The sequence below is a fragment of the Serratia grimesii genome (assembly GCF_900186025.1).
In the GTDB taxonomy this organism is placed as follows: Bacteria; Pseudomonadota; Gammaproteobacteria; order Enterobacterales; family Enterobacteriaceae; genus Serratia; species Serratia grimesii.
On the sequence record NZ_LT883155.1, the window covers coordinates 3,804,404 to 3,827,193 of the forward strand.

Below are 22,790 nucleotides of genomic sequence, written 5' to 3' on the forward strand. Positions count from 1 at the left end.
CCGCGTCATGACGTAGTTCAGTGACAGATGCCAGCGTTAAGGTTGTCTATGGATATCAGCGCACCGAATCATCTCACCTCGCGCAAAAGCGTACTGTTCACGCATACCTTGCTGGCAGCCGTAACGGTTTTTCTCTTGGCCTTGTTGTGCCTGACGCTGTCGAATGAACCCAGCCATTTTACGCCGCTGTGGTTCCCTACGGCCGCCATCATTATCGTGTTGTATCGCCATTCGCCGCGCCAATGGGCATTACCGTTACTGGCGAGTGGGCTGGGTATCATAAGCGCCAGCGTTATCCTGTACGGCTTTAGCTGGTTGCCGGTAAAGCTTTCGCTGATCAACCTGCTGGAAGCCTCAGTCAGTACCCTAATGCTGCGCCGTATGCTGTTGCCTGACGATCCCCTGAACAATCTGGCCAGTTGGCTAAAGTTCGTGGTCTGCGCGGTAATTTTCACCCCGTTATTTAGCGCCTTGCTGGCCGCCTGGTGGGCCCCTGCCCCGGAGCAATCCTTCTGGCAGCCATTCAATACCTGGTTTATTTCAGAAGCCATAGGTGTCCTGTCACTGGCACCGATTGGGTTGGTCTATCGCCGACGTATGCTGGAGCAGTTGAACCTGTTCTCATTGCTGCTGACACTCATGATGGCGCTGATTTTTTGCTATCTCGCGCTGACCTATCTGCCTTTCCCGTTTACCTTTGTCATTCTTCCTCTGCTGTGGGCGGCGATCGCACTGCCACGCCTGGAAGCCTTTATTACCTGTTTTTGCACCACGTTGATGATCACCGTGATGATTTCACTTGGGTTGCTGCATTTTAATGTGCCCGCAGAACCGCTCAGTGACATCGAAATATACTTACCGATTCTGTTGATTTTGATCCCGGCGCACTCAATGGCCATGGTCATGCACGCCTTCCGGGTAGAAAAACAGCACATCGTTGAGAGCGAAGCCCGCTTTCGGAATGCGCTGGAATACTCTGCTATCGGTATGGCGCTGGTTTCTCCGCAAGGGAAATGGCTACAGGTCAATCAGGCACTGTGTAAACTTCTGGGCTATACCCCGGAAGCCCTGCGACGCTTGACGTTTCAGGAGATCACTCACCCGGATGATCTGAATGCCGACCTGGAGCAGTTACGCGATCTGCTCGATGGTCATATCAGCAGCTACACCCTGGAAAAACGTTATATTCGCAGCGATGGTGAACACGTCTGGGCTCTGTTGGCCGTTTCAATGGTGCGTGATGCCGAAGGCCTGCCGCTGTATTTTATTTCTCAGGTGGAAGACATCAGCGAACTGAAACGCACTGCCGCAGAGAATCATCGGTTGGTTGAGCGCATCACACTGGCCAATCAGGTGGGAGGGATTGGCGTTTGGGAATGGATGATGGACGGTGAGGAACTCACCTGGGACAAACGCATGTTTGAGCTGTATGACCTCAGTCCAGACCAGACCCCCACGCTTTCACTGTGGCGCACGCTTCTCCTGCCGGAAGATCTCGAGCGAACCGATCGTGAGATGTCCTCTTTGCTGGACCAGCCGCGCCCCTTTATCCTCGAATTCCGGCTGCTAACCCGCCAGGGGAAAATCCGCCATATCCGTGGCCAGGGCAACGTCATTCTGGATTCGCAAGGCCGTCCGTTGCGAATGATCGGCACAAACATTGATATGACGGAAGTCCGTAATCTGACCGAAGCGCTGCACCAAGAGAAAGAACGTCTGCACATCACCTTAGATGCCATCGGCGAAGGTGTGATTTCCACTGACGACACCATGCATATCACTTTTATGAATCCGGTCGCCGAGCAGATGTGTGGCTGGCCACTGAGTCTGGCTGTCGGTATGCCACTTGCGGGTGTCGTACGCATGACCAACGGTAAAGATGGCATGGAAGTCGAAAACCCGGTCCAGTGCTGCCTACAGGAAAATCGTCAACTTTCAGCGGATTATGCCCTGGTGCTGCACAGTCGCGACGGCCGTCACTTTGATATTCAACAATCGGTATCACCGCTGAAAACCATCGGGGGTAACGTGATGGGCGCAGTGATGGTATTGCAGGATGTCACCGCTTCACGCGAGTTGATGCGTAAACTGAGTTACAGCGCCGCCCATGATGCCCTGACCAGCCTGCCCAATCGCACCAGTTTTGAGAAGCGGCTGAAAGCCGCCATCGTAGGCGCCGGTGAAAAACAGCGGCAGCATGCGCTCGTATTCCTCGATCTCGACCGTTTCAAGGCAGTCAACGACAGCGCCGGGCATGCGGCAGGGGATGCATTGCTAAGGGATATTGCCCAACTGATGCAACGCCACGTGCGTGACAGCGACTGCCTGGCAAGGCTCGGGGGTGATGAGTTCGGGCTGATCCTGTTTGATTGCGCTAGCGAGCAAGCCAAATCCCTGATGCAACAGCTTGTTAATCACATCAGCCAGCATCCGTTCTATTGGGAAGGAAAGGTTTATCACGTAGGTGCCAGCGCCGGCATCACCCGTATAGATACCGGCAGCGGCAAAAGCGGCGAGTTGCTGGCGCAAGCGGACATCGCCTGTTATACCGCTAAACATCGCGGTCGTGGGCAGGTCTATCTGTATGAGGCGCGGCAAAAACAGATGCTGGAACGCCAGCATGAGTTGCTGACGCGACAGGAAGTGATGAGCATTATTGCCGACGGGCAGTTGATGCTAAGTGTTAAAGCAGTGGCACCGCCGAGAACGCCACTGGCAGTGTGTTTCTATCAATTAAAACTGCAAATCATGCCGCTGGATCCACGCCCGTTGAACAGTGACGCGTTTATCGCTGCGGCCCAGCTTTATGGCCTGCTGCCGGATGTCGACGACTGGATCAGCCGGCAGATTCTTGAACGTCACGCCGCTGAGATCAGCGCTAAAGGCCTGACAATCGCGCTCCCACTCGCGACAGATAGCCTGCTCGACACCGGGTTCCGACACCATCTGATCACACGGCTGAATGCCTCGCCACTGCAACCTCAGGCTTTGTTGCTGGTGGTCGATGAAGCGGCGGTGTTGGAACACGATGACATTTGCAGACCCTTTATCCACCAATTGCAACAGCTAGGTTGCAAGCTGATCGTCAGTGGCTTCGGGCACAGTCTTAACGCTTTCGACGAACTGCATGGTCGTCGGATTGACTATATCCGCATTGATGAACGCTTTATCACCCACGTTCACTGCAATCAGATGGATGAACTGATGGTTTCAATGCTCAACGGTGCAGCCCATCGTGTACACGCCCAGACACTGGCAGGCCCGGCACACCAGCAGATAACGTTGAATACGCTACAAGCTCTGGGCGTCGATCTGGCAGACGGTGACGCCGTGGCACGGGAACAACCCCTTACCGAGCTACTCAGCGGCGGTTACTTCGGCATACGCTAACCGCCTTCGCGCGCTCTCCTTGGTTCTTTCGCGTTGCGGCGTCATTGCCGCACGCACCACATCACGTTTTTTGCTTAGCCGATCAGAGGTTAGTGGTATAACTAACGGGTGAAAGTTAATCCTTCGCACAATACTTTGATACGGAAATCAGCACGCCCGTTAATTTCCAAGAACCATCTTTGCACGTAATTGCTCAGGGATAATGGCTATGAAAAACGAGTGGTTTGCCGCCAGGGAGCTGACAGGCATTACAGGACTGCCCTCTTCACCACAGGGAATCAATTTGATGGCACGGCGCGAAGGTTGGATCAGCCGCCGCCGTAAAGGCATCCAGGGCAAAGCAGTGGAATACCATATCAACAGCTTGCCCGTCGAGGCGCGCAACCTGTTGATGCTGCAAGAAGAGCCCGCAGAATATCAGGTTGAACGCCAAGAGCCACTGGCGGTATGGGTGGAATATTACTATCACCTGAGCGAAACCGAACGCGAGAAGGTGCTAACGTTTCTGATGCGTGAAGGGATAGAAAGCCTACTGGCGCGTATCGGCAACGAAGAATAACGCCGCAGTGCTAGTCGTCGACATTCACCGACGGTGTCCATGCATCGTTATGCCATAAGTGGAGCGTGGCGTAAGAACGCCACGGCCGCCAGCGTTCGGCATACTTTTCAATTTGGCGCGGTGTCATGCCAGGGAAGCGCTGCTTGATCAAATAATCCCCCGCCAAAAAAACATCAGGCCAGGACCAGGCACGCATAGCGATATAATTGGCAGTCCAACTGCCAATCCCTGGCAAGGCGGTCAACGCCTTGATACCTTGATCAATATCCAACACGTTATCCAACTGGAGCCGCCCTTCGGTAATCGCACGCGCAATCTCAATAACTGCCGCTGCGCGTTTCAATTGCACCCCCAGCGAACGCAGCGCCTCAGGTTGTAACTGCGCGACCTGCTCAGCATTGGGGAACAGATGAGTAATGCCGCTATAAGGTTGCTCCAGCGGCGTCCCCCACTGCTCAGCCATCCGGCCGGCAAAGATCGCGGCCATCTTGACACTGACCAACTGCCCCAATACGGCACGGACCGCCTGCTCAAAACTGTTCACGCAACCGGGCAACCGCAACCCTGGCGCATCGGCAGCCAAGGTGCCCAAGGCATGGGCAATCAAATCTGGCGCAGCATCCAGATCAAACAGTTGGCGGATACGGCGCAGCACTTCCGTGGTCACCCGGCTTAATGAAGCTGCAATCTCTACCCGTACCCGATTGCGCGTCTCATCCGGCTGTACGCTGACCCAGCCGCAATACTCGACGCCCCCTTGGGTAATGGCTATCGCTCGCAGATACTGTTGCCCCTCAACCCGTTCGACACCACTCACCGCACGCGCATGCAAAAAGCCCAACATGCGCTGCCAGTCATAGGGTGGCCGGTAGCTCACATGAAACACCAGCCCGCTGGCAACCGTACGCTCATTACGTTCACTGCTGCTACGCAGCGCCGAAGGGATAAGCCGGTAACGAGCCTTGAACAACTCATTAAACCGCCGCAGGCTGCCAAAACCGGCAGCAAATGCGACGTCACTCAAGGGCATGTCGGTATCCGCCAGCAGTCGTTTGGCTTGCAACAGCCGATGCGACTGAGCGTAATCAATCGGCGATGCACCAAACTGATCGGCGAAGATGCGCCGTAAATGACGATCAGAAATCCCCAAACGCGCCGCCAGTTGCTCGCAACTGTGTTCTGACAGATATCCTTGTTCAATCAACTGCACCGCCACCTGAGCATAGCGATTGCCAAGATCGATCAACGCCAAGCCCGGTGCCAACTCCGGCCGGCATTTTAGGCAGGGACGGAAACCCGCCAGCTCTGCCGCGGCGGCGCTGGGATAAAAAGTGCAGTTCTCGATTTTCGGCGTACGGGCACTGCACACCGGCCGACAATAAATACCGGTCGAGGAAACACCGACGAAAAAGCGGCCGTCAAATTTGCGGTCGCGCGCGCTCAGTGCGTCGTACAGCGCCTGTTGTTGGTTTTTCATGGCAACGCTCGGGGTCAGTTTTTTGTTCATTATGCGACTCGGCTGGTGCGCTGACGTGCGGAATTCGGACATTAAGTTAAGCATGCCATTATGGTCGCCGCTAAATTTTTCGTCAGTTAAGCGCCCACACGTTGCCCAGGAGCCAAGTCTCGGGTAAAGTCGCCCCCCTTCATTGGCATGGGGATTGAGAAAAGACATGTTTATTGGATTCGATTACGGAACAGCCAACTGTTCTGTCGCAGTGATGCGTGATAACGGCCCCGAGCTACTGACGTTGGAAAACAACGAACCTTACCTGCCGTCGATGCTTTGTGCACCGACGCGTGAAGCCGTGAGCGAATGCTTGCACCGCCATTGGCAGGTGCCGACCGGCAGCGAAGAGAACCAGCAACTGCTGCGCCGGGCGATCAGCTACAACCGCGAAGAAGACATTCCCGTCGGCAACGACAGCGTGCTATTCGGTCTACAGGCACTGGCGCACTACTCGGAAGATCCGGAAGAGGTGTATTTTGTTCGCTCGCCGAAATCCTTCCTCGGTGCTAACGGTCTAAAACCCCAACAGATCGCGCTGTTTGAAGATCTGGTGTGTGCCATGATGTTCCACATCAAACGCCAGGCGGAAAACGTACTGCAAGACAGCATCAGCCAGGCGGTGATCGGCCGTCCGATCAACTTCCAGGGGATCGGGGGTGAGGACGCTAACCAGCAGGCACAAGGCATTTTGCAACGTGCTGCCGAGCGTGCCGGTTTCAAGGACATTGAATTCCAGTTTGAACCGGTAGCGGCAGGACTGGACTTCGAAGCAACGCTGAATGAAGAGAAAACCGTGCTGGTGGTAGACATCGGTGGTGGTACGACCGACTGTTCAGTACTGCTGATGGGGCCACAATGGCGTGACCGTGCCGATCGCCAGCAAAGCTTGCTGGGGCACAGCGGTTGCCGCGTTGGCGGTAACGATCTGGACATCATGTTGGCGTTCAAACAGCTGATGCCGCTGTTCGGCATGGGCGGCGAAACCGGAAAAGGGATCGCTCTGCCCGCACTGCCTTATTGGAACGCGGTAGCCACCAACGACGTGCCGGCGCAAAACGACTTTTACAGCGTCGCCAACGGTCGCATGCTGCGCGATCTGATCCGCGATGCCGCCGAACCGGAAAAGGTCAAACGCTTGCTGAAAGTGCATCAGCAACGTCTGAGCTACCGTTTGGTACGTGCAGCGGAAGAGAGTAAAATCGCTCTGTCAGCGCAGCAAAACATCAGCGCGCCTTTGGCGTTCGTCCAATCTGATTTGGTGGAAACCATCAACCAGGATCAGCTTGCCGAGGCCATTTCGCAGCCCCTGTTGCGTATTCAGGAGCAAGTCAGTGCCGCCCTGGCCAGCAGCCAAACTGCACCACAGGTGATTTATCTCACCGGCGGTAGTGCGCGTTCACCGTTGCTGCGCGCCGCACTGCAACAACAGTTGCCAGGCATTCCTATTGTCGGTGGCAACGACTTCGGCTCGGTTACCGCTGGACTGGCGCGCTGGGCCCAAACGCTGTTCCGTTAATTGCCTGAGGGCGCGGCATATCGCGCCCCAGACAACTGACAACCCCACATAAGGGCTAAACAGCCAGGGGCGACTATATTCGGCCCGATTTACCCCATTGAGCATGCGATAGGGCGCAGCTTGCAGCTGCCCCTACCATGAAACCCCAGAGCACCTGGTTCCTGGAGGAAAGTCGATGTGTGAAATATTTTCCCTCGAAAGCGACCGGTTGCTGTTGCGCGCCTGGCGTGACGAAGATCTACCGGCCTTCGCTGCCCTTAACGCCGATCCACAGGTCATGCGTTATTTCCCTGCCCCACTCACCTCCGAGCAAAGCGCCGCACTCGCAGACAAAATCCGCCAGTTCATGCAGCAGCATGGTTGGGGTTTATGGGCGCTGGAAGTGAAAGGCGGTGCGCCTTTTATCGGGTTTGTCGGGCTGGCTATCCCTGCCGATGACCTTCCCTGCTCTCCCTGCGTAGAAATTGGCTGGAGATTGGCGGCAGCACACTGGGGCAAAGGCTACGCCAGTGAAGCATCAAAGGCCGCATTACACTTTGCCTTTGAGCACATGAATCTGGCAGAGGTGGTGTCCTTCACTGCCGACACTAACCAACCGTCACGCCGGGTGATGGAGCGCATCGGTATGTCCTCTAATGGTGAAAGCTTTCTTCACCCACGACTACCCCAAGGCCATCCACTGCAAAAACATGTACTGTATCGGCTGGGACAACCCACATGGCGAGCGCAACAATGCTGATTATTTTTTCCGGGCTGCCGGGTAGCGGTAAAACGACGCTGGCACGGGCGCTGGCAGGTGCATTGCCCGCGATGCTTCTGCGAATCGATACACTGGAACAGGCAATCCGTAACAGCGGAGCCTTAGCCGATGACGTAGGCCCATCAGGCTATTTTGCTGCCTATGGCGTCGCCGAGGATAATCTGCGTCTGGGTCACACCGTGATCGCCGATTCGGTCAATCCATTGCCCGTCACGCGTGAAGCCTGGCATGGCGTTGCACACCGGGCTGGCACAACCTGCATAGATATTGACGTGTTTTGTTCAGACCGCGCTGAGCACCGCCGCAGGATCGAAACCCGCGAAGGCGACATTGCCGGGTTACGGCTACCCAACTGGCAGGATGTCAGCACCCATGATTACATCCCCTGGAGAACACCAGTGGCCACTATTGATACCGCAGGGCGTACGATTGAAGCCTGCCTGACACAGCTGCTTAAATTAATCGAGACCGCCCGCGGCTAATCCTGATTACCAGGCGCTGGCTTCATTCAATGTGCTGATATCTTCAGCATCCAATCGAAGTCGGGTGGCACTAATCAGTTCATCCAGCTGTTTCAATGACGTTGCACTGACGATCGGCGCCGTGATGCTGGGCCGCGCTATCAGCCATGCCAGTGAAACCTGGGCCGGTGTGGCGTGGTGTTTCTTCGCAACCTGATCCAACCCTGCCAGAATGTTAAAACCCCGCGGATTAAGGTACTGCGCAATAATCCTGTCACCGCGCTGACTCTTGCCAATATCCTGCTCACTGCGGTATTTCCCGGTCAGAAAACCGCTGGCCAGCGAGAAGAAGTTAATCACGCCCAACCCATGACGCTGCGCAACGGCCTCCAACCCCTGTTCATAACCGGCTCGCGCATACAGGTTATATTCCGGTTGTAGGGTTTCGTAACGTGCCAGCCCTTCCTGCTTACTGACATTGAGTGCTTCTTCCAGACGATCGGCCTGATAGTTAGAGGCTCCAATTGCTCGCACTTTGCCAGCTTTGATTAATGCATCAAACGCAGCCAATGTTTCCGCGAGCGGTGTATCCTGATCATCATCATGTGACTGATAAAGATCGATATAGTCTGTTTGCAGACGGCGAAGGGAATCCTCTACCGCTTGCTGAATATAACGCGGCGACAGCCCTTGCTTGCCTTCGCCCATCGGCTTACCCACTTTGGTGGCAATAATCACCTGATCACGCTTGCCGCTCTTCTTCAACCACTGGCCAATCGTACTTTCGGACTCCCCGCCCTGGTTGCCAGGTGCCCAGCTCGAATACACATCTGCGGTATCAATGAAATTGAGCTGATTCTCCACCAGCGCATCGAGTAAGCTGAACGAAGTCTCTCGATCCGCCGTCCAACCAAATACGTTTCCGCCGAAGGTCAATGCTGGCACTTTGATGCCTGAACGGCCCAATTCTTTAAGACTCATTGCATGCTCCATAGAGTTAATAATTCGCAGGTTAATTATTAGCGCGAAAGCAGGAAATTCGCTAAAACGCATTCGCTATAAGCCGGATGGCATCGCTTATAAACATAGCATGATCAAATCTACAACTTATTCGGACAATGCTGACGGTTCCTCCATATTTCCTTCATTTTTATGCCGTCTTTCCTCGCTAAACTAGTATTCTGTAAGGAGTGTAACTTTTTTGGCAATGAGTGCCCGCACGCCTGCCTTTTGGAGAGATTTTCGCCACCATGAATGCAAAAAACCCACGTCGTTCACTGTTACTGCGCCTGCTGGTGGTGGTTATTGTGGCTATTGCCGCCGTATTGATTTGGCGTCACTTCAGCGCTGCGCAACCGGCCACAGATACGGCACCGAGTGCACGTCGCGCCGGCGCGAATCCAGCGGGTGCAAGCCACGCGGGTGGCCGACGTGGTGGCTCTATATCACCGGTGCAGGCCGCGACTGCCACCCAGCAGACCGTTCCTCGCTACCTGATCGGTCTGGGCACTGTCACTGCCGCTAATACCGTCACCGTTACCAGTCGGGTCGACGGACAGCTAATGTCATTGCATTTCACCGAAGGGCAACAGGTAAAAGCCGGGGACTTGCTGGCTGTAATCGATCCTCGTCCTTACCAGGTTCTGTTAACTCAGGCGCAAGGCCAATTGGCAAAAGATCAGGCTACGCTCGCTAACGCGCGGCGCGATCTGGCACGCTACCAGCAGTTGGTCAAAACCAATCTGGTCTCACGCCAAGAGCTCGATACCCAACTGTCGTTGGTCCAGCAGACTGAAGGGGCGATTAAGGCAGACCAAGGCGCCGTCGACAGCGCACAGCTGCAACTGACTTACAGTAAGATCATTGCACCTATCTCAGGCCGCGTCGGGTTAAAGCAGGTAGATATGGGGAATTACATCACCAGCGGCACCACTGCCATTGTGGTGATCACTCAAACCCATCCGATCGACGTGGTATTCACCCTGCCGGAAGGCAATATCAGCGATATCATTAAAGCGCAGAAGGCGGGGCCGGTGAGCGTAGATGCCTGGGGCCGTACCAATAAAGCCTTGTTAGCACAGGGCAGCCTGCTCAGTATTGATAACCAGATCGACACCACCACCGGCACGATTAAATTGAAGGCGCAATATGCCAACGAAGACGATGCGCTGTTCCCTAACCAATTTGTGAATGCACGCCTGAAAGTCGCAACATTGCAGGACGCGGTAGTGGTACCGACCGCAGCCGTGCAAATGGGCAACGAAGGTAACTTCGTCTGGACCATGGATGATGAAAATAAGGTCAGCAAGCACCTCGTAACCCTGGGTATTGAAGATAGCCAGAACGTGGTTATCGCCAGCGGGCTCAACGCCGGACAACGGGTAGTAACCGACGGTATTGACCAACTGATTGAAGGCATGAAAGTGGAAGTGGTCACACCGCAGACCAAAGCGGCCGACAGCAGTACCAAACCGCATGCCAAACGGGAGAAATCCTGATGCAGGTGATGACACCGAACCCCGGTGGCGGTCCATCCCGCCTATTTATCCTGCGCCCGGTGGCCACCACGCTGTTGATGGTGGCAATCTTGCTGGCGGGGATTATCGGTTATCGCTCACTGCCAGTCTCTGCCTTGCCGGAGGTAGATTATCCGACCATTCAGGTGGTGACGTTATACCCTGGCGCCAGTCCAGATGTCGTGACATCGGCAATTACGGCCCCATTGGAACGCCAATTCGGCCAAATGTCCGGGCTTAAACAGATGCTGTCGCAAAACTCCGGCGGCGCATCGGTGATCACGCTGCAATTCCAATTGGCGCTGTCACTAGACGTCGCCGAACAGGAAGTGCAGGCGGCGATTAACTCTGCCACTAACCTGTTGCCGACCGACCTGCCCTACCCACCCATTTACAGCAAAGTTAACCCTGCCGATCCCCCTATCCTGACGCTGGCCGTGACTTCAACCGCCATGCCGATGACCCAGGTGGAAGATATGGTGGAAACCCGGGTCGCGCAGAAAATATCCCAGGTGACCGGCGTTGGGTTGGTGACGCTGTCCGGCGGTCAGCGACCTGCCGTACGCGTCAAACTCAATGCCCCCGCCATGGCCGCCAACGGTCTGGACAGTGAAACAGTTCGCACAGCCATTACCGGTGCCAACGTCAACTCGGCCAAGGGGAGCCTGGACGGTCCAGCGCGTTCAGTAACACTGTCCGCCAATGATCAGATGAAATCAGCAGATGAATATCGTCAGTTGATTGTCGCCTATAAAAATGGCGCACCTATTCGGTTGCAGGATATTGCGACCGTTGAACAGGGTGCCGAAAATACCCGACTGGCCGCCTGGGCTAATAAGCAACCGGCGATCGTGCTGAACATCCAGCGCCAGCCAGGGGTCAACGTCATTACCACTGCCGACAGCATCCGTGAGATGTTGCCCACACTGATCAAAAGCCTGCCAAAGTCAGTCGACGTCAAGGTGCTGACGGACCGCACCACCACCATTCGTGCCTCAGTCAGCGACGTGCAATTTGAGCTGCTGTTGGCCGTCGCTCTGGTGGTTATGGTCATTTACATCTTCCTGCGTAATGTGCCGGCCACCATAATCCCGAGTGTTGCAGTGCCGCTGTCACTGATCGGCACCTTTGCCGTCATGTACTTTCTCGGTTTTTCGATCAACAACCTGACGTTAATGGCACTGACTATCGCCACCGGGTTTGTGGTCGATGATGCGATTGTGGTGATCGAAAACATCTCTCGCTATATCGAAAAAGGAGAGAAACCGCTCGATGCCGCATTAAAAGGTGCCGGTGAAATCGGATTCACCATCATTTCACTTACCTTCTCACTGGTGGCGGTACTGATTCCGCTGCTGTTTATGGGGGATATTGTCGGCCGTTTGTTCCGTGAGTTTGCCGTCACGCTGGCAGTTGCGATTCTGATTTCGGCCTTTATTTCCCTGACGCTGACGCCAATGATGTGCGCACGTATGCTGAGCCATGAATCGCTGCGTAAACAGAACCGTTTTTCTGCTGCTTCTGAGCGTTTCTTCGAGCGAGTGATTGCCGGCTATGGCGTTTGGCTAAAAAAAGTGCTTGATCATCAGTGGTTAACACTCGGTGTAGCGCTGAGTACCATGGCGCTCACAGTGTTGTTGTACCTGTTTATCCCGAAAGGTTTTTTCCCGATTCAGGATAATGGCTTGATACAAGGCACGCTGGAGGCACCGCAGTCGGTTTCCTTCAGTAAAATGGCAGAGCTACAACAACAGGTAGCGGCCCAACTGTTACAAGATCCGGCGGTGGAAAGCCTCACCTCATTTATCGGTGTGGATGGTACCAATGCCGCCCTTAACAGCGGCCGTTTGCAAATCAACCTCAAACCACTGAGCGAACGCAGCGGCAGTCTGCAAGAAATCATCAACAGGATGCAGCAACAGGCGGCCAAACTACCCGGTTTGAATTTGTATCTGCAACCAGTGCAAGATTTGACTATCGATACTCAGGTCAGCCGTACCCAGTATCAGTTTACCCTGCAGGCAATGTCGCTGGAGCAGCTCAGCCAATGGGTACCACAATTGGTCGATGAACTGCGACAAACCCCAGCATTGCAAGACGTCAGCAGCGACTGGCAAGATCAGGGGTTGGAAGCCTATATCAACGTCGACCGCGACTCGGCCTCTCGGTTGGGTGTCCAGATGAGCGACGTGGACAGCGCGCTGTATAACGCTTTTGGCCAGCGCTTAATCTCCACCATCTACACTCAGGCGAACCAGTATCGCGTGGTGCTGGTGCATGACGTGCAGGCAACGCCAGGTCTGGCTGCCTTGAACGATATTCGCCTGACCAGCAGTAACGGTACCATCGTGCCGTTGAACACGATTGCCAAAATTGAACAGCGCAACGGGCCGTTATCCATTAACCATCTTGACCAATTCCCGGCCACCACAGTGTCGTTCAATGTGGCGGACGGTTATTCACTTGAGCAAGCGGTCAATGCCATTACTCAGGTTGAGAAAAACCTCAACATGCCGAAAGACATCACCACCAAATTCCAAGGGGCAACGCTGGCGTTTCAGGCTGCGCTCGGCAATACGCTGTGGCTTATCCTGGCCGCCGTGGTGGCAATGTATATCGTGCTGGGTGTGCTGTATGAGAGCTTTATCCATCCGGTCACTATCCTCTCCACCCTGCCAACTGCTGGGGTCGGTGCACTGTTAGCCTTGATAATGGCCGGCAGCGAGCTGGACGTGATCGCCATTATCGGCATCATCTTGCTGATCGGCATCGTGAAGAAAAACGCCATCATGATGATCGACTTCGCGCTCGCCGCCGAGCGCGAACAAGGCATGACACCGTATGACGCAATCTATCAGGCATGTCTGCTGCGCTTTAGGCCAATTTTAATGACTACGCTGGCTGCTTTGCTTGGTGCACTTCCTTTGATGCTCAGTACCGGTGTGGGCGCAGAGCTGCGCCGCCCGCTCGGCATCTGTATGGTGGGTGGCCTGATCATGAGCCAAGTGTTGACACTATTTACCACTCCGGTGATTTATCTGCTGTTTGACAAACTGGCGCGCAATACCCACGCCAAAGAAGAGTCTCAGGAGACACCGTGAAATTCTTCTCGCTGTTTATCTTTAGGCCGGTCGCGACCACCCTGCTGACGCTAGCCATTGCGTTAGCCGGGGCGCTCGGGTTTAGCCTCTTGCCGGTCGCCCCCTTGCCGCAGGTGGATTACCCGGTGATCTCTATCACTGCCACCTTGCCGGGCGCTGATCCAGAAACCATGGCGACCTCCGTCGCCACACCATTGGAGCGCGCACTGGGCCGCATCGCGGGGGTCAATGAAATGACCTCAATGAGCTCACTGGGCAGCACCCGCATTATCCTGCAGTTTGATCTTAACCGTGATATCAATGGCGCTGCGCGTGACGTGCAGGCGGCGATCAACGCGGCGCAAAGCCTGCTGCCTTCCGGCATGCCAAGTCGCCCCACATATCGCCAGATGAACCCCTCCGACGCGCCGATCATGATCCTGACGCTGACGTCCGATACCTATAGCCAGGGGCAACTTTATGACTTTGCCTCCACCCAACTGGCGCAAAAAATCTCGCAGACTGATGGCGTGGGCGATGTCACCGTGGGCGGGAGTTCCTTGCCGGCAGTGCGCGTCGAGTTGAATCCGTCCGCGCTGTTTAACCAGGGCGTATCACTGGACAGTGTGCGTCAGGCTATCAGTAACGCCAACCTGCGTACGCCGCTGGGAACGGCGGAAAGCCAGGACAAACGCTGGCAAATACAAAGCAACGATCAAATCAAGAAAGCAGAAGGCTACAAACCGCTGATCGTACATTACAACAACGGTTCTGCTGTACGACTCAGCGACGTTGCTGACGTCATTGATTCGGTCCAGGACGTCCGTAATGCCGGGATGACTAATGCCCAACCGGCCATCCTGCTGGTAGTAAGCCGTTCGCCAGACGCCAACATTATTGATACTGTCGATCGCATCCGCGCGGAATTGCCGACCCTTAGGGAGAGCATTCCGGCGTCGATCAAATTGAATATTGCCCAAGACCGTTCTCCGACCATTCGTGCGTCTCTGGCAGAGGTGGAACAGTCACTGGTGATCGCCATCGCGTTAGTAATTCTGGTCGTTTTTGCCTTCCTGCGCTCTGGGCGCGCCACGTTGATCCCGGCAGTCGCCGTACCGGTTTCACTGATTGGTACCTTCGCCGCTATGTACCTGTGCGGCTTCAGTCTGAACAATCTGTCACTGATGGCGTTGACCATCGCGACGGGCTTTGTGGTCGACGACGCCATCGTGGTCCTGGAGAATATCTCTCGCCACGTCGAAGCCGGTATGAAACCACTCCAGGCCGCTCTGCAAGGGATCCGTGAAGTTGGCTTTACCGTACTCTCGATGAGTATGTCGCTGGTGGCGGTATTTATTCCTCTGTTGCTGATGGACGGTCTGCCCGGCCGTCTGTTCCGCGAATTTGCCGTCACCTTGTCAGTATCTATCGGCCTTTCATTACTGATATCTCTGACCCTGACGCCAATGATGTGCGCCTATTTGCTGCGCCAGCAGCCAGCGCACTCACAGCGGCGGGTTCGTGGTTTTGGCAAGCTGTTGCTGAAGCTGCAACAAGGTTACGGACGTTCGCTGAACTGGGTGCTCAATCATTCTCGTTGGGTACTGGTGGTACTGTTGGCTACCGTGGCACTGAATGTCTGGTTGTATATCAGCATCCCAAAAACCTTTTTCCCTGAGCAGGATACCGGTCGCCTGATGGGATCAATTCAGGCTGACCAGAGCATCTCGTTCCAATCGATGCGCGTGAAACTGCAAGATTTTATGACCATTGTGCGTGATGACCCCGCAGTGGATAACGTCACTGGCTTTACCGGCGGTTCGCGCACCAACAGCGGTTCAATGTTTATCTCCCTGAAACCTCTGTCTGAACGCAAAGAAAGTGCTCAACAGGTGATTGCCCGCTTACGCGCAAAATTGGCAAAGGAGCCGGGTGCCAGCCTGTTCCTGATGGCCGTTCAGGATATTCGCGTGGGTGGCAGACAAGCCAATGCCAGCTATCAGTACACCTTGCTGTCTGACGATTTAAGCGCATTGCGTACCTGGGAACCTAAAATCCGTACCGCCCTGGCCGCACTGCCCGAATTGGCAGACGTCAATTCGGATCAACAGGATAAAGGCTCAGAGATGGACCTGATTTATGATCGCGACACCATGGCGCGGTTGGGTATTTCGGTTTCCGACGCCAATAACCTGCTCGACAATGCTTTTGGCCAGCGCCAGATATCCACCATTTACCAACCGCTCAATCAGTACAAAGTGGTCATGGAGGTGGCGCCAGCCTATACGCAAGATGTCAGCTCTCTGGATAAAATGTTCATTATCAACAGTGAAGGCAAAGCGATACCGTTGTCCTACTTTGCTCACTGGCAACCGGCCAACGCACCTTTGGCCGTAAACCACCAGGGGCTTTCTGCTGCCTCTACCATTTCGTTTAACCTGCCGCTCGGCTACAGTCTGGGTGATGCTACCGATGCCGTCACCCGTACCATGACCGCACTCGGCGTCCCCTCTACCGTACGCGGTGCCTTTGCCGGAACGGCTCAGGTCTTCCAGGAGACACTGAAATCCCAGGTGATCTTGATCCTGGCGGCAATAGCCACGGTATATATCGTGCTCGGTATTCTCTATGAAAGTTATATTCATCCGCTGACTATCTTGTCCACCCTGCCCTCCGCAGGGGTGGGTGCGTTGCTGGCACTGGAACTTTTCGGCGCGCCGTTCAGCCTGATAGCATTGATTGGCATCATGCTGCTGATCGGCATTGTGAAGAAAAACGCCATCATGATGGTCGACTTCGCTCTTGATGCGCAGCGCAACGGCGGTATCAGCGCACGTGAGGCCATTTTCCAGGCATGTTTACTGCGTTTCAGACCGATCATGATGACCACACTGGCCGCGTTGTTCGGCGCGCTGCCACTGGTGTTAACCAGTGGTGACGGTGCAGAATTACGCCAGCCGTTGGGGATCACCATCGCCGGTGGGTTGGTTATGAGCCAACTGTTAACGCTGTACACCACGCCCGTGGTCTATCTGTATTTTGATCGGTTGCAGATGAAGTTACGTCGCGGCAAGAAATTGGTTCCGCTGCCCCAATAATGGTTGCCTGATGCTCATAAAACACACCGCCTCAGTACAGTGGCAACTCTGGATTGTGGCGTTCGGCTTCTTCATGCAGACGCTGGACACCACCATCGTCAACACCGCCCTGCCGTCGATGGCCGTCAGCCTGGGGGAGAACCCGTTGCGCATGCAGTCGGTGATCGTCTCCTATGTACTGACGGTGGCGGTAATGTTGCCTGCCAGCGGTTGGCTGGCGGATCGGGTTGGCGTCCAGCGAGTCTTCTTCAGCGCTATTGTGCTGTTCACTCTGGGGTCGATCCTGTGTGCCCGCTCAGAAACGCTGAACGAACTGATCGCCTCACGTGTGGTTCAGGGGATTGGCGGGGCAATGATGGTGCCGGTTGGTCGGTTGACGGTAATGAAAATCGTCCCACGTGAACAGTACATGGCAGCGATGACCTTCGTTACCCTACCCGGCCAAATCGGCCCACTGATGGGGCCGGCGTTGGGCGGGTTTCTCGTCCAGTACGCCAGTTGGCACTGGATTTTCCTGATCAATATCCCAGTAGGCATTGCCGGGGCCATCGCCACCCTATTGTTAATGCCTAACTACCGCATGCAAACGCGACGCTTCGACATTAGCGGCTTTATCATGCTGGCGATCGGCATGGCGACGCTGACCCTGGCGCTTGATGGGCACAAAGGGATGGGACTGTCTGCTACAGCTATCTCGGGTCTGGTCGTAGCCGGTGTGGCAGCGTTGGCCGGCTATTGGTGGCATGCGCACGGCAACAGTCGGGCATTATTCTCACTCAGGCTGTTTAAAACCCAGACCTATAAGGTGGGGCTGACGGCAAGCCTGTTAGGCCGTATCGGCAGTGGTATGTTGCCGTTTATGACGCCGTTATTCATGCAAGTCGGCATGGGGTTCTCCCCATTCCACGCTGGCTTGATGATGATCCCGATGATCATCGGCAGTATGGGGATGAAGCGGATTGTGGTGCGCGTGGTTAACCGTTTTGGGTATCGCAATGTGTTGGTGGCCGCCACACTGATGCTGGCGTTGATCAGCCTCAGCTTCCCGCTAGTGGCGATGATCGGTTGGATCTGGCTGTTGCCGGTAGTGCTGTTCTTCCAGGGGATGGTCAACTCGCTGCGCTTCTCGGCGATGAACACTCTGACACTTAAGGACTTGCCGGACAGGCTGGCCAGCAGCGGGAACAGTCTGTTGTCGATGGTGATGCAATTGTCGATGAGCCTCGGCGTCAGCATCGCCGGTATTCTTATTGGCAGCTTTGCCCATCATCAGGTGGTCACCGACAGCCCGGCAATTCACAGCGCATTTATTTACAGCTACTGCTGCATGGCATTGATTATCGCTCTGCCCGCACTGGCCTTCGCCCGCGTCCCGGCTGATACCACGACTAACCGTACACTGACCAAAGAGCCGGGCACAGGCTCCACGAGGTTGCAATAATGAAAATAGGCATTACCGGTAAACTGTTCATGGCGATTTTCGCCACCTGCATGCTGGTGTTAATCACCATGCACTGGGGTGTGCGTGTCAGCTTTGAACGCGGCTTTATCGACTACATCAAAAACAGCAACGAACAACGCATCAACATGCTGGGTGAAGCGCTGGAAGAACAGTACAGTCGCCATGGCAACTGGGTCTTTCTGCGCAATAACGATCAGGTGGTTTACCAGATCATGCGTTCGTTTGAACAAAACAGCGACAGCAGCCACAATCTGCCGCCCAAGGGCTGGCGCACCCAATTCTGGGTCGTAGACAGCCAGTTTAACCGGCTGGTGGGCCATTCAGGTCCGGTGCCGAGAGAAGGCCCACGCCATCCGATTCGCTACAACAATGAAATTGTCGGCTGGGTGATCACCACACCGATCGAGCGGCTAACGCGTAATACCGACATTAATTTCGATCAACAGCAAAGACGCACCAGTTGGATGATTGTCGCCCTTTCCACACTGTTAGCAGCGGCCGTTACCTGGTTAATGTCGCGTGGGTTGCTGGCACCGGTAAAACGGTTGGTCGCCGGTACTCATCGCTTGGCCGCAGGGGATTTCAGCACTCGAGTGGCAGTCAGCAGCCAGGATGAATTGGGGCGACTGGCGCAGGACTTTAACCAACTTGCTACATCCCTGGAAAAAAATGAACAGATGCGACGCGCTGTGATGGCTGACGTCTCGCATGAGCTACGCACCCCGTTGGCGATATTGCGCGGCGAACTGGAAGCATTACAGGACGGCGTGCGCCAACCGACCCCGGCCTCACTCAATTCGTTGCAGGCAGAAGTCTCTACCCTGACCAAACTGGTGGACGATCTGCATCAGCTGTCGTTATCCGATCTTGGCGCACTCGCCTACCGTAAATCCCCGGTCGACTGCGTGCATTTACTGCAAATTGCGGTTGCCAGTTTCCGTGAACGGTTTCGTGCCAAAGAGCTGGAGATTGTGACTTTGCTTCCTGAACAGGCGCTGCTGTTTGGCGATCCCGATCGTCTCAACCAGTTGTTTAACAACCTGTTGGAAAACAGCCTGCGATACACCGATGCGGGCGGTAAGCTGGAGATCGGTGCAGAACAGTTGCCAGGCTGCTTGCGCATTTACTGGCAGGACAGCGCACCCGGCGTCACTGATGAGCAGTTGGCGCGTATTTTTGAACGTTTTTACCGCACCGAAGGTTCGCGTAACCGCGCCAGCGGCGGCTCTGGTCTGGGGCTGTCGATCTGTCAAAATATTGTGGAAGCGCACAACGGGACGATCAACGCACAGCACTCGCCTTTAGGCGGCGTGCGGATTACAGTAGAATTTGCCACCCCGTTAATGAATAAGGCGTCATGATGGAAACCCAGAATCAGCCATTGCAGATTATGATTGTTGAAGATGAACCCAAACTCGGTCAACTACTGGTGGATTATCTGCAGGCCGCAGGGTACGCCACGCATTGGCTGACCAACGGCAGCGAGGTGGTGCCTGCAGTACATGAGCATAGCCCTGCGCTGATCCTGTTGGATCTGATGCTGCCGGGGGCCGATGGACTAACGGTATGCCGCGAACTGCGCCGCTTTACCGACGTCCCGGTTGTAATGGTGACGGCGAAAATCGAGGAGATTGACCGCCTGCTTGGGCTGGAGATTGGTGCGGACGATTACATTTGCAAACCTTACAGCCCGCGCGAAGTGGTCGCTCGGGTAAAAACCATTTTGCGTCGTTGCCATCGCCCGCTGGATAATTCGCAGGAAGAAACACAGCTGCACATCGATGAACCGCGCTTTCAGGCCAGTTACCAGAATCATATGTTGGATCTCACCCCGGCGGAGTTTCGTCTGCTTAAAACCCTCGCCAGCCAGCCGGGTAATGTGTTCTCACGCGAGCAGCTGCTGAATAATCTGTATGACGACTACCGCGTAGTGACCGATCGCACCATCGACAGCCATATCAAAAACCTGCGTCGCAAGCTGGAACTGATCGACGGCGAGAAATCCTTTATCCGTTCGGTATACGGTGTAGGTTACCGCTGGGAAGCCGAAGCTTGTCGGCTGGTGAATAACTTATAACCGGTACCAGGTCCAGTCCTCAATCGCTAAACCTGGTACCACGGCAAATGCTCGATCGTGAGTTACTCTTGTCGCACCGCGGCTCTGCGCGTGTGCGGCGATAAGCTGATCCAGCGCCCGTATCACCCGTCCCTTTTTCGCCATATCTCCCGCATCACATTCCTCCGTTAGCTTCCTGTGCTACAGCACGATTCGCTGATTGAAACTCAACGCCAGCGCAAAAAAATTGCGTATTTTTTGCGCTACGCTTCTCAGATAAGGTTTCTTAGCCGCTCAGTTTCACGCTATTGGCTACACTTACATCACTTATCGGAACCCACAGGAGAGGAACCATGGCAATCGGTCACTATGAGCTGAAAAAAGCAAAGAATGGACAGTACCACTTCAACCTGAAAGCCAGTAATGGCGAAATCATTTTGGCCAGTGAGATGTACGCCAGCAAAGCCTCGGCGGAAAATGGCATTGCCTCTGTGCAAACCAATTCACCTCACGAAGCGCAATATGAACTGAAACACAGCACCAGCAATCAGCCTTACTTTGTCCTGAAAGCCAAAAACCATCAGGTGATCGGCGTCAGCGAAATGTACAGCTCTGAAACTGCTGCAAAAAACGGTATTCAGTCGGTGATCAAGAATGGCCCGAACACCGACGTGCGCGATTTAAGCGCATAACATCATCTGTGCGGCGCGCGATGGCCGCCATCGCGCGTTTTTCTTATGACCAGGATCAATCTCCCTGTAATAAATCCGGTTACCTGCTGATTTCTTGCCGCACTGCCGCTACAATTCCCCGCTTTTACTGCGCCATTTGGTGGTGCAGTACTGACCTGAAATCAGACCGAGACTCATTATGTTTACACCGGAACTCCTCTCCCCGGCCGGCACGCTGAAAAACATGCGTTACGCCTTTGCCTATGGTGCTGACGCGGTTTATGCCGGTCAGCCGCGTTACAGCCTGCGGGTGCGTAACAACGAATTCAATCACGAGAACCTGGCGCAGGGCATTAACGAAGCTCACGCACTGGGTAAGAAATTCTACGTGGTCGTGAATATCGCCCCGCATAACGCCAAACTGAAAACCTTCTTGCGCGATCTTAAACCCGTGATCGATATGGGCCCAGATGCGCTGATCATGTCCGATCCTGGCCTGATCATGATGGTGCGTGAGGCCTTCCCACACATGGACATTCATTTGTCGGTACAGGCGAACGCGGTTAACTGGGCAACGGTTAAATTCTGGCAACAAATGGGGCTGACGCGGGTGATCCTGTCGCGTGAGCTGTCACTGGAAGAGATCGCCGAGATCCGCACTCAAGTGCCGGATATGGAACTGGAAATTTTCGTTCATGGCGCCTTGTGCATGGCCTACTCCGGCCGCTGCCTGTTGTCCGGTTATATCAACAAACGCGACCCTAATCAGGGCACCTGCACCAACGCCTGCCGCTGGCAGTACAAAGCAGAAGAAGGCAAAGAAGACGATACCGGTAATATCGTGCATATCCATGAGCCTATCCCGGTACAAACCGTTGAACCAACATTGGGTATCGGTGCGCCGACAGACAAAGTGTTCATGCTTTCAGAAGCACAAAAACCGGGCGAATATATGAGCGCCTTCGAGGATGAACACGGCACTTACATCATGAACTCGAAAGATCTGCGTGCCATTCAACACGTGGAACGACTGACACAGCTAGGCGTACATTCGCTGAAAATCGAAGGCCGTACCAAATCCTTCTACTACTGCGCCCGTACTGCACAAGTCTACCGCCGCGCCATAGACGACGCCGTTGCCGGCAAGCCGTTTGATGCCACATTGCTTACCACGCTGGAAGGCCTGGCGCATCGCGGTTACACCGAAGGTTTCCTGCGCCGCCATGTGCATGACGCACAGCAAAACTACGATTACGGCTCTTCATTGTCTGAACGCCAGCAATTTGTGGGTGAATTTACCGGTGTACGCCGTGACGGTTGGGCTGAAGTCGATGTGAAAAACAAATTCATGCTCGGTGATAGCGTAGAGATGATGACCCCGGGCGGTAACGTCTTGTTTACCCTCGAGAGCATGCAAAATAAGAAAGGCGAGGCGATCGACGTGGCTCCTGGCAACGGCCATATCGTTTATTTGCCTATCCCACAAGATATCGATCTCAATTACGCACTGCTGATACGAAATTTACCAGATACCAATAGTCCTGCGGCATAAAATGCAGATTATGCGGCTTTAAGGGTGATTTTTAGCAAATATTAGAATTGGATCACATCAATTAGTTCGCAGCTTGGTTACCATCAAGCTGCTTAAAACTAAGAACGAAAAATATTTGCATAGCAATACTAGGAACCACCTCCTTAGCCGGTCCAATCT

The 22,790-nt window shown here is 54.6% G+C and carries 15 protein-coding genes and 1 pseudogene; 13 read left to right on the forward strand and 3 right to left on the reverse strand.

The window, feature by feature from the left end:
• The first annotated feature begins 48 nt into the window (after positions 1-48).
• Positions 49-3,390, forward strand: coding sequence for a diguanylate cyclase (locus tag SGBXF1_RS17920; protein WP_186427289.1), 3,342 nt, complete (start codon positions 49-51; stop codon positions 3,388-3,390).
• 208 nt (positions 3,391-3,598) lie between these two features.
• Positions 3,599-3,949 carry a DNA-binding protein gene (locus tag SGBXF1_RS17925; protein WP_037424512.1) on the forward strand — a complete coding sequence of 117 codons (351 nt, stop codon included), beginning with the start codon at positions 3,599-3,601 and terminating at the stop codon, positions 3,947-3,949.
• A 10-nt stretch (positions 3,950-3,959) separates the two neighbouring features.
• Here SGBXF1_RS17925 and alkA read toward each other — a convergent pair whose 3' ends face one another.
• Positions 3,960-5,456 carry a DNA-3-methyladenine glycosylase 2 gene (gene alkA, locus SGBXF1_RS17930; protein WP_186427290.1) on the reverse strand — a complete coding sequence of 499 codons (1,497 nt, stop codon included), beginning with the start codon at positions 5,454-5,456 and terminating at the stop codon, positions 3,960-3,962.
• 166 nt (positions 5,457-5,622) lie between these two features.
• On the opposite strand from alkA, the gene yegD reads away from it, so the two are divergent.
• The 3 genes from yegD (at position 5,623) to SGBXF1_RS17945 (ending at position 8,217) form a co-directional block, all read left to right on the forward strand.
• Positions 5,623-6,975, forward strand: coding sequence for a molecular chaperone (yegD, locus tag SGBXF1_RS17935; protein ID WP_037424517.1), 1,353 nt, complete (start codon positions 5,623-5,625; stop codon positions 6,973-6,975).
• 175 nt (positions 6,976-7,150) lie between these two features.
• On the forward strand, positions 7,151-7,714 hold the full coding sequence (locus SGBXF1_RS17940; RefSeq protein WP_186427291.1) for a GNAT family N-acetyltransferase: 564 nt from the start codon (positions 7,151-7,153) through the stop codon (positions 7,712-7,714).
• Complete coding sequence (locus SGBXF1_RS17945) at positions 7,693-8,217, forward strand: P-loop nucleotide/nucleoside kinase family protein (RefSeq protein ID WP_238320982.1); 525 nt, start codon at positions 7,693-7,695, stop codon at positions 8,215-8,217. The genes SGBXF1_RS17940 and SGBXF1_RS17945 overlap by 22 nt, the downstream gene beginning before the upstream one ends.
• Before the next feature lie 6 nt (positions 8,218-8,223).
• On the opposite strand, the gene SGBXF1_RS17950 is transcribed toward SGBXF1_RS17945, so the two are convergent.
• On the reverse strand, positions 8,224-9,177 hold the full coding sequence (locus SGBXF1_RS17950; protein WP_061808283.1) for an aldo/keto reductase: 954 nt from the start codon (positions 9,175-9,177) through the stop codon (positions 8,224-8,226).
• Between the two features lie 269 nt (positions 9,178-9,446).
• On the opposite strand from SGBXF1_RS17950, the gene SGBXF1_RS17955 reads away from it, so the two are divergent.
• The 6 genes from SGBXF1_RS17955 to baeR are packed head-to-tail and all read left to right on the forward strand — an operon-like array spanning position 9,447 to position 20,429.
• Entirely contained in the window at positions 9,447-10,694 is a 1,248-nt protein-coding gene (locus SGBXF1_RS17955; protein WP_037417823.1) for an MdtA/MuxA family multidrug efflux RND transporter periplasmic adaptor subunit, read from the forward strand.
• Entirely contained in the window at positions 10,694-13,813 is a 3,120-nt protein-coding gene (locus tag SGBXF1_RS17960) for an MdtB/MuxB family multidrug efflux RND transporter permease subunit (protein ID WP_186427292.1), read from the forward strand. The genes SGBXF1_RS17955 and SGBXF1_RS17960 overlap by 1 nt, the downstream gene beginning before the upstream one ends.
• Entirely contained in the window at positions 13,810-16,890 is a 3,081-nt protein-coding gene (gene mdtC, locus SGBXF1_RS17965; RefSeq protein ID WP_061808285.1) for a multidrug efflux RND transporter permease subunit MdtC, read from the forward strand. Before SGBXF1_RS17960 ends, mdtC begins: the two co-directional genes overlap by 4 nt.
• A 10-nt stretch (positions 16,891-16,900) precedes the next feature.
• A complete protein-coding gene (mdtD, locus tag SGBXF1_RS17970; protein WP_186427293.1) occupies positions 16,901-18,331 on the forward strand; it encodes an MFS transporter in 1,431 nt (476 codons plus the stop codon).
• Positions 18,331-19,713 carry an envelope stress sensor histidine kinase BaeS gene (gene baeS, locus SGBXF1_RS17975; protein ID WP_037417777.1) on the forward strand — a complete coding sequence of 461 codons (1,383 nt, stop codon included), beginning with the start codon at positions 18,331-18,333 and terminating at the stop codon, positions 19,711-19,713. The genes mdtD and baeS overlap by 1 nt, the downstream gene beginning before the upstream one ends.
• Positions 19,713-20,429 (forward strand): envelope stress response regulator BaeR, encoded by a 717-nt coding sequence (baeR, locus tag SGBXF1_RS17980; RefSeq protein WP_061808287.1) that lies wholly within the window; start codon positions 19,713-19,715, stop codon positions 20,427-20,429. The genes baeS and baeR overlap by 1 nt, the downstream gene beginning before the upstream one ends.
• Here baeR and SGBXF1_RS17985 read toward each other — a convergent pair.
• Positions 20,424-20,576: pseudogene (locus tag SGBXF1_RS17985) on the reverse strand (PIN domain-containing protein); the annotation flags it as partial. The gene baeR and the pseudogene SGBXF1_RS17985 sit on opposite strands and share 6 nt — an antisense overlap.
• A 185-nt stretch (positions 20,577-20,761) precedes the next feature.
• Here SGBXF1_RS17985 and SGBXF1_RS17990 point away from each other — a divergent pair.
• Both SGBXF1_RS17990 and trhP read left to right on the forward strand, forming a co-directional pair.
• The gene (locus SGBXF1_RS17990) at positions 20,762-21,100 is read left to right on the forward strand and encodes a YegP family protein (protein WP_037417767.1); all 339 of its coding nucleotides are present in this window, start codon (positions 20,762-20,764) and stop codon (positions 21,098-21,100) included.
• 178 nt (positions 21,101-21,278) lie between these two features.
• Positions 21,279-22,631 (forward strand): prephenate-dependent tRNA uridine(34) hydroxylase TrhP, encoded by a 1,353-nt coding sequence (gene trhP / locus SGBXF1_RS17995; protein ID WP_061808288.1) that lies wholly within the window; start codon positions 21,279-21,281, stop codon positions 22,629-22,631.
• Positions 22,632-22,790 lie beyond the last annotated feature (159 nt).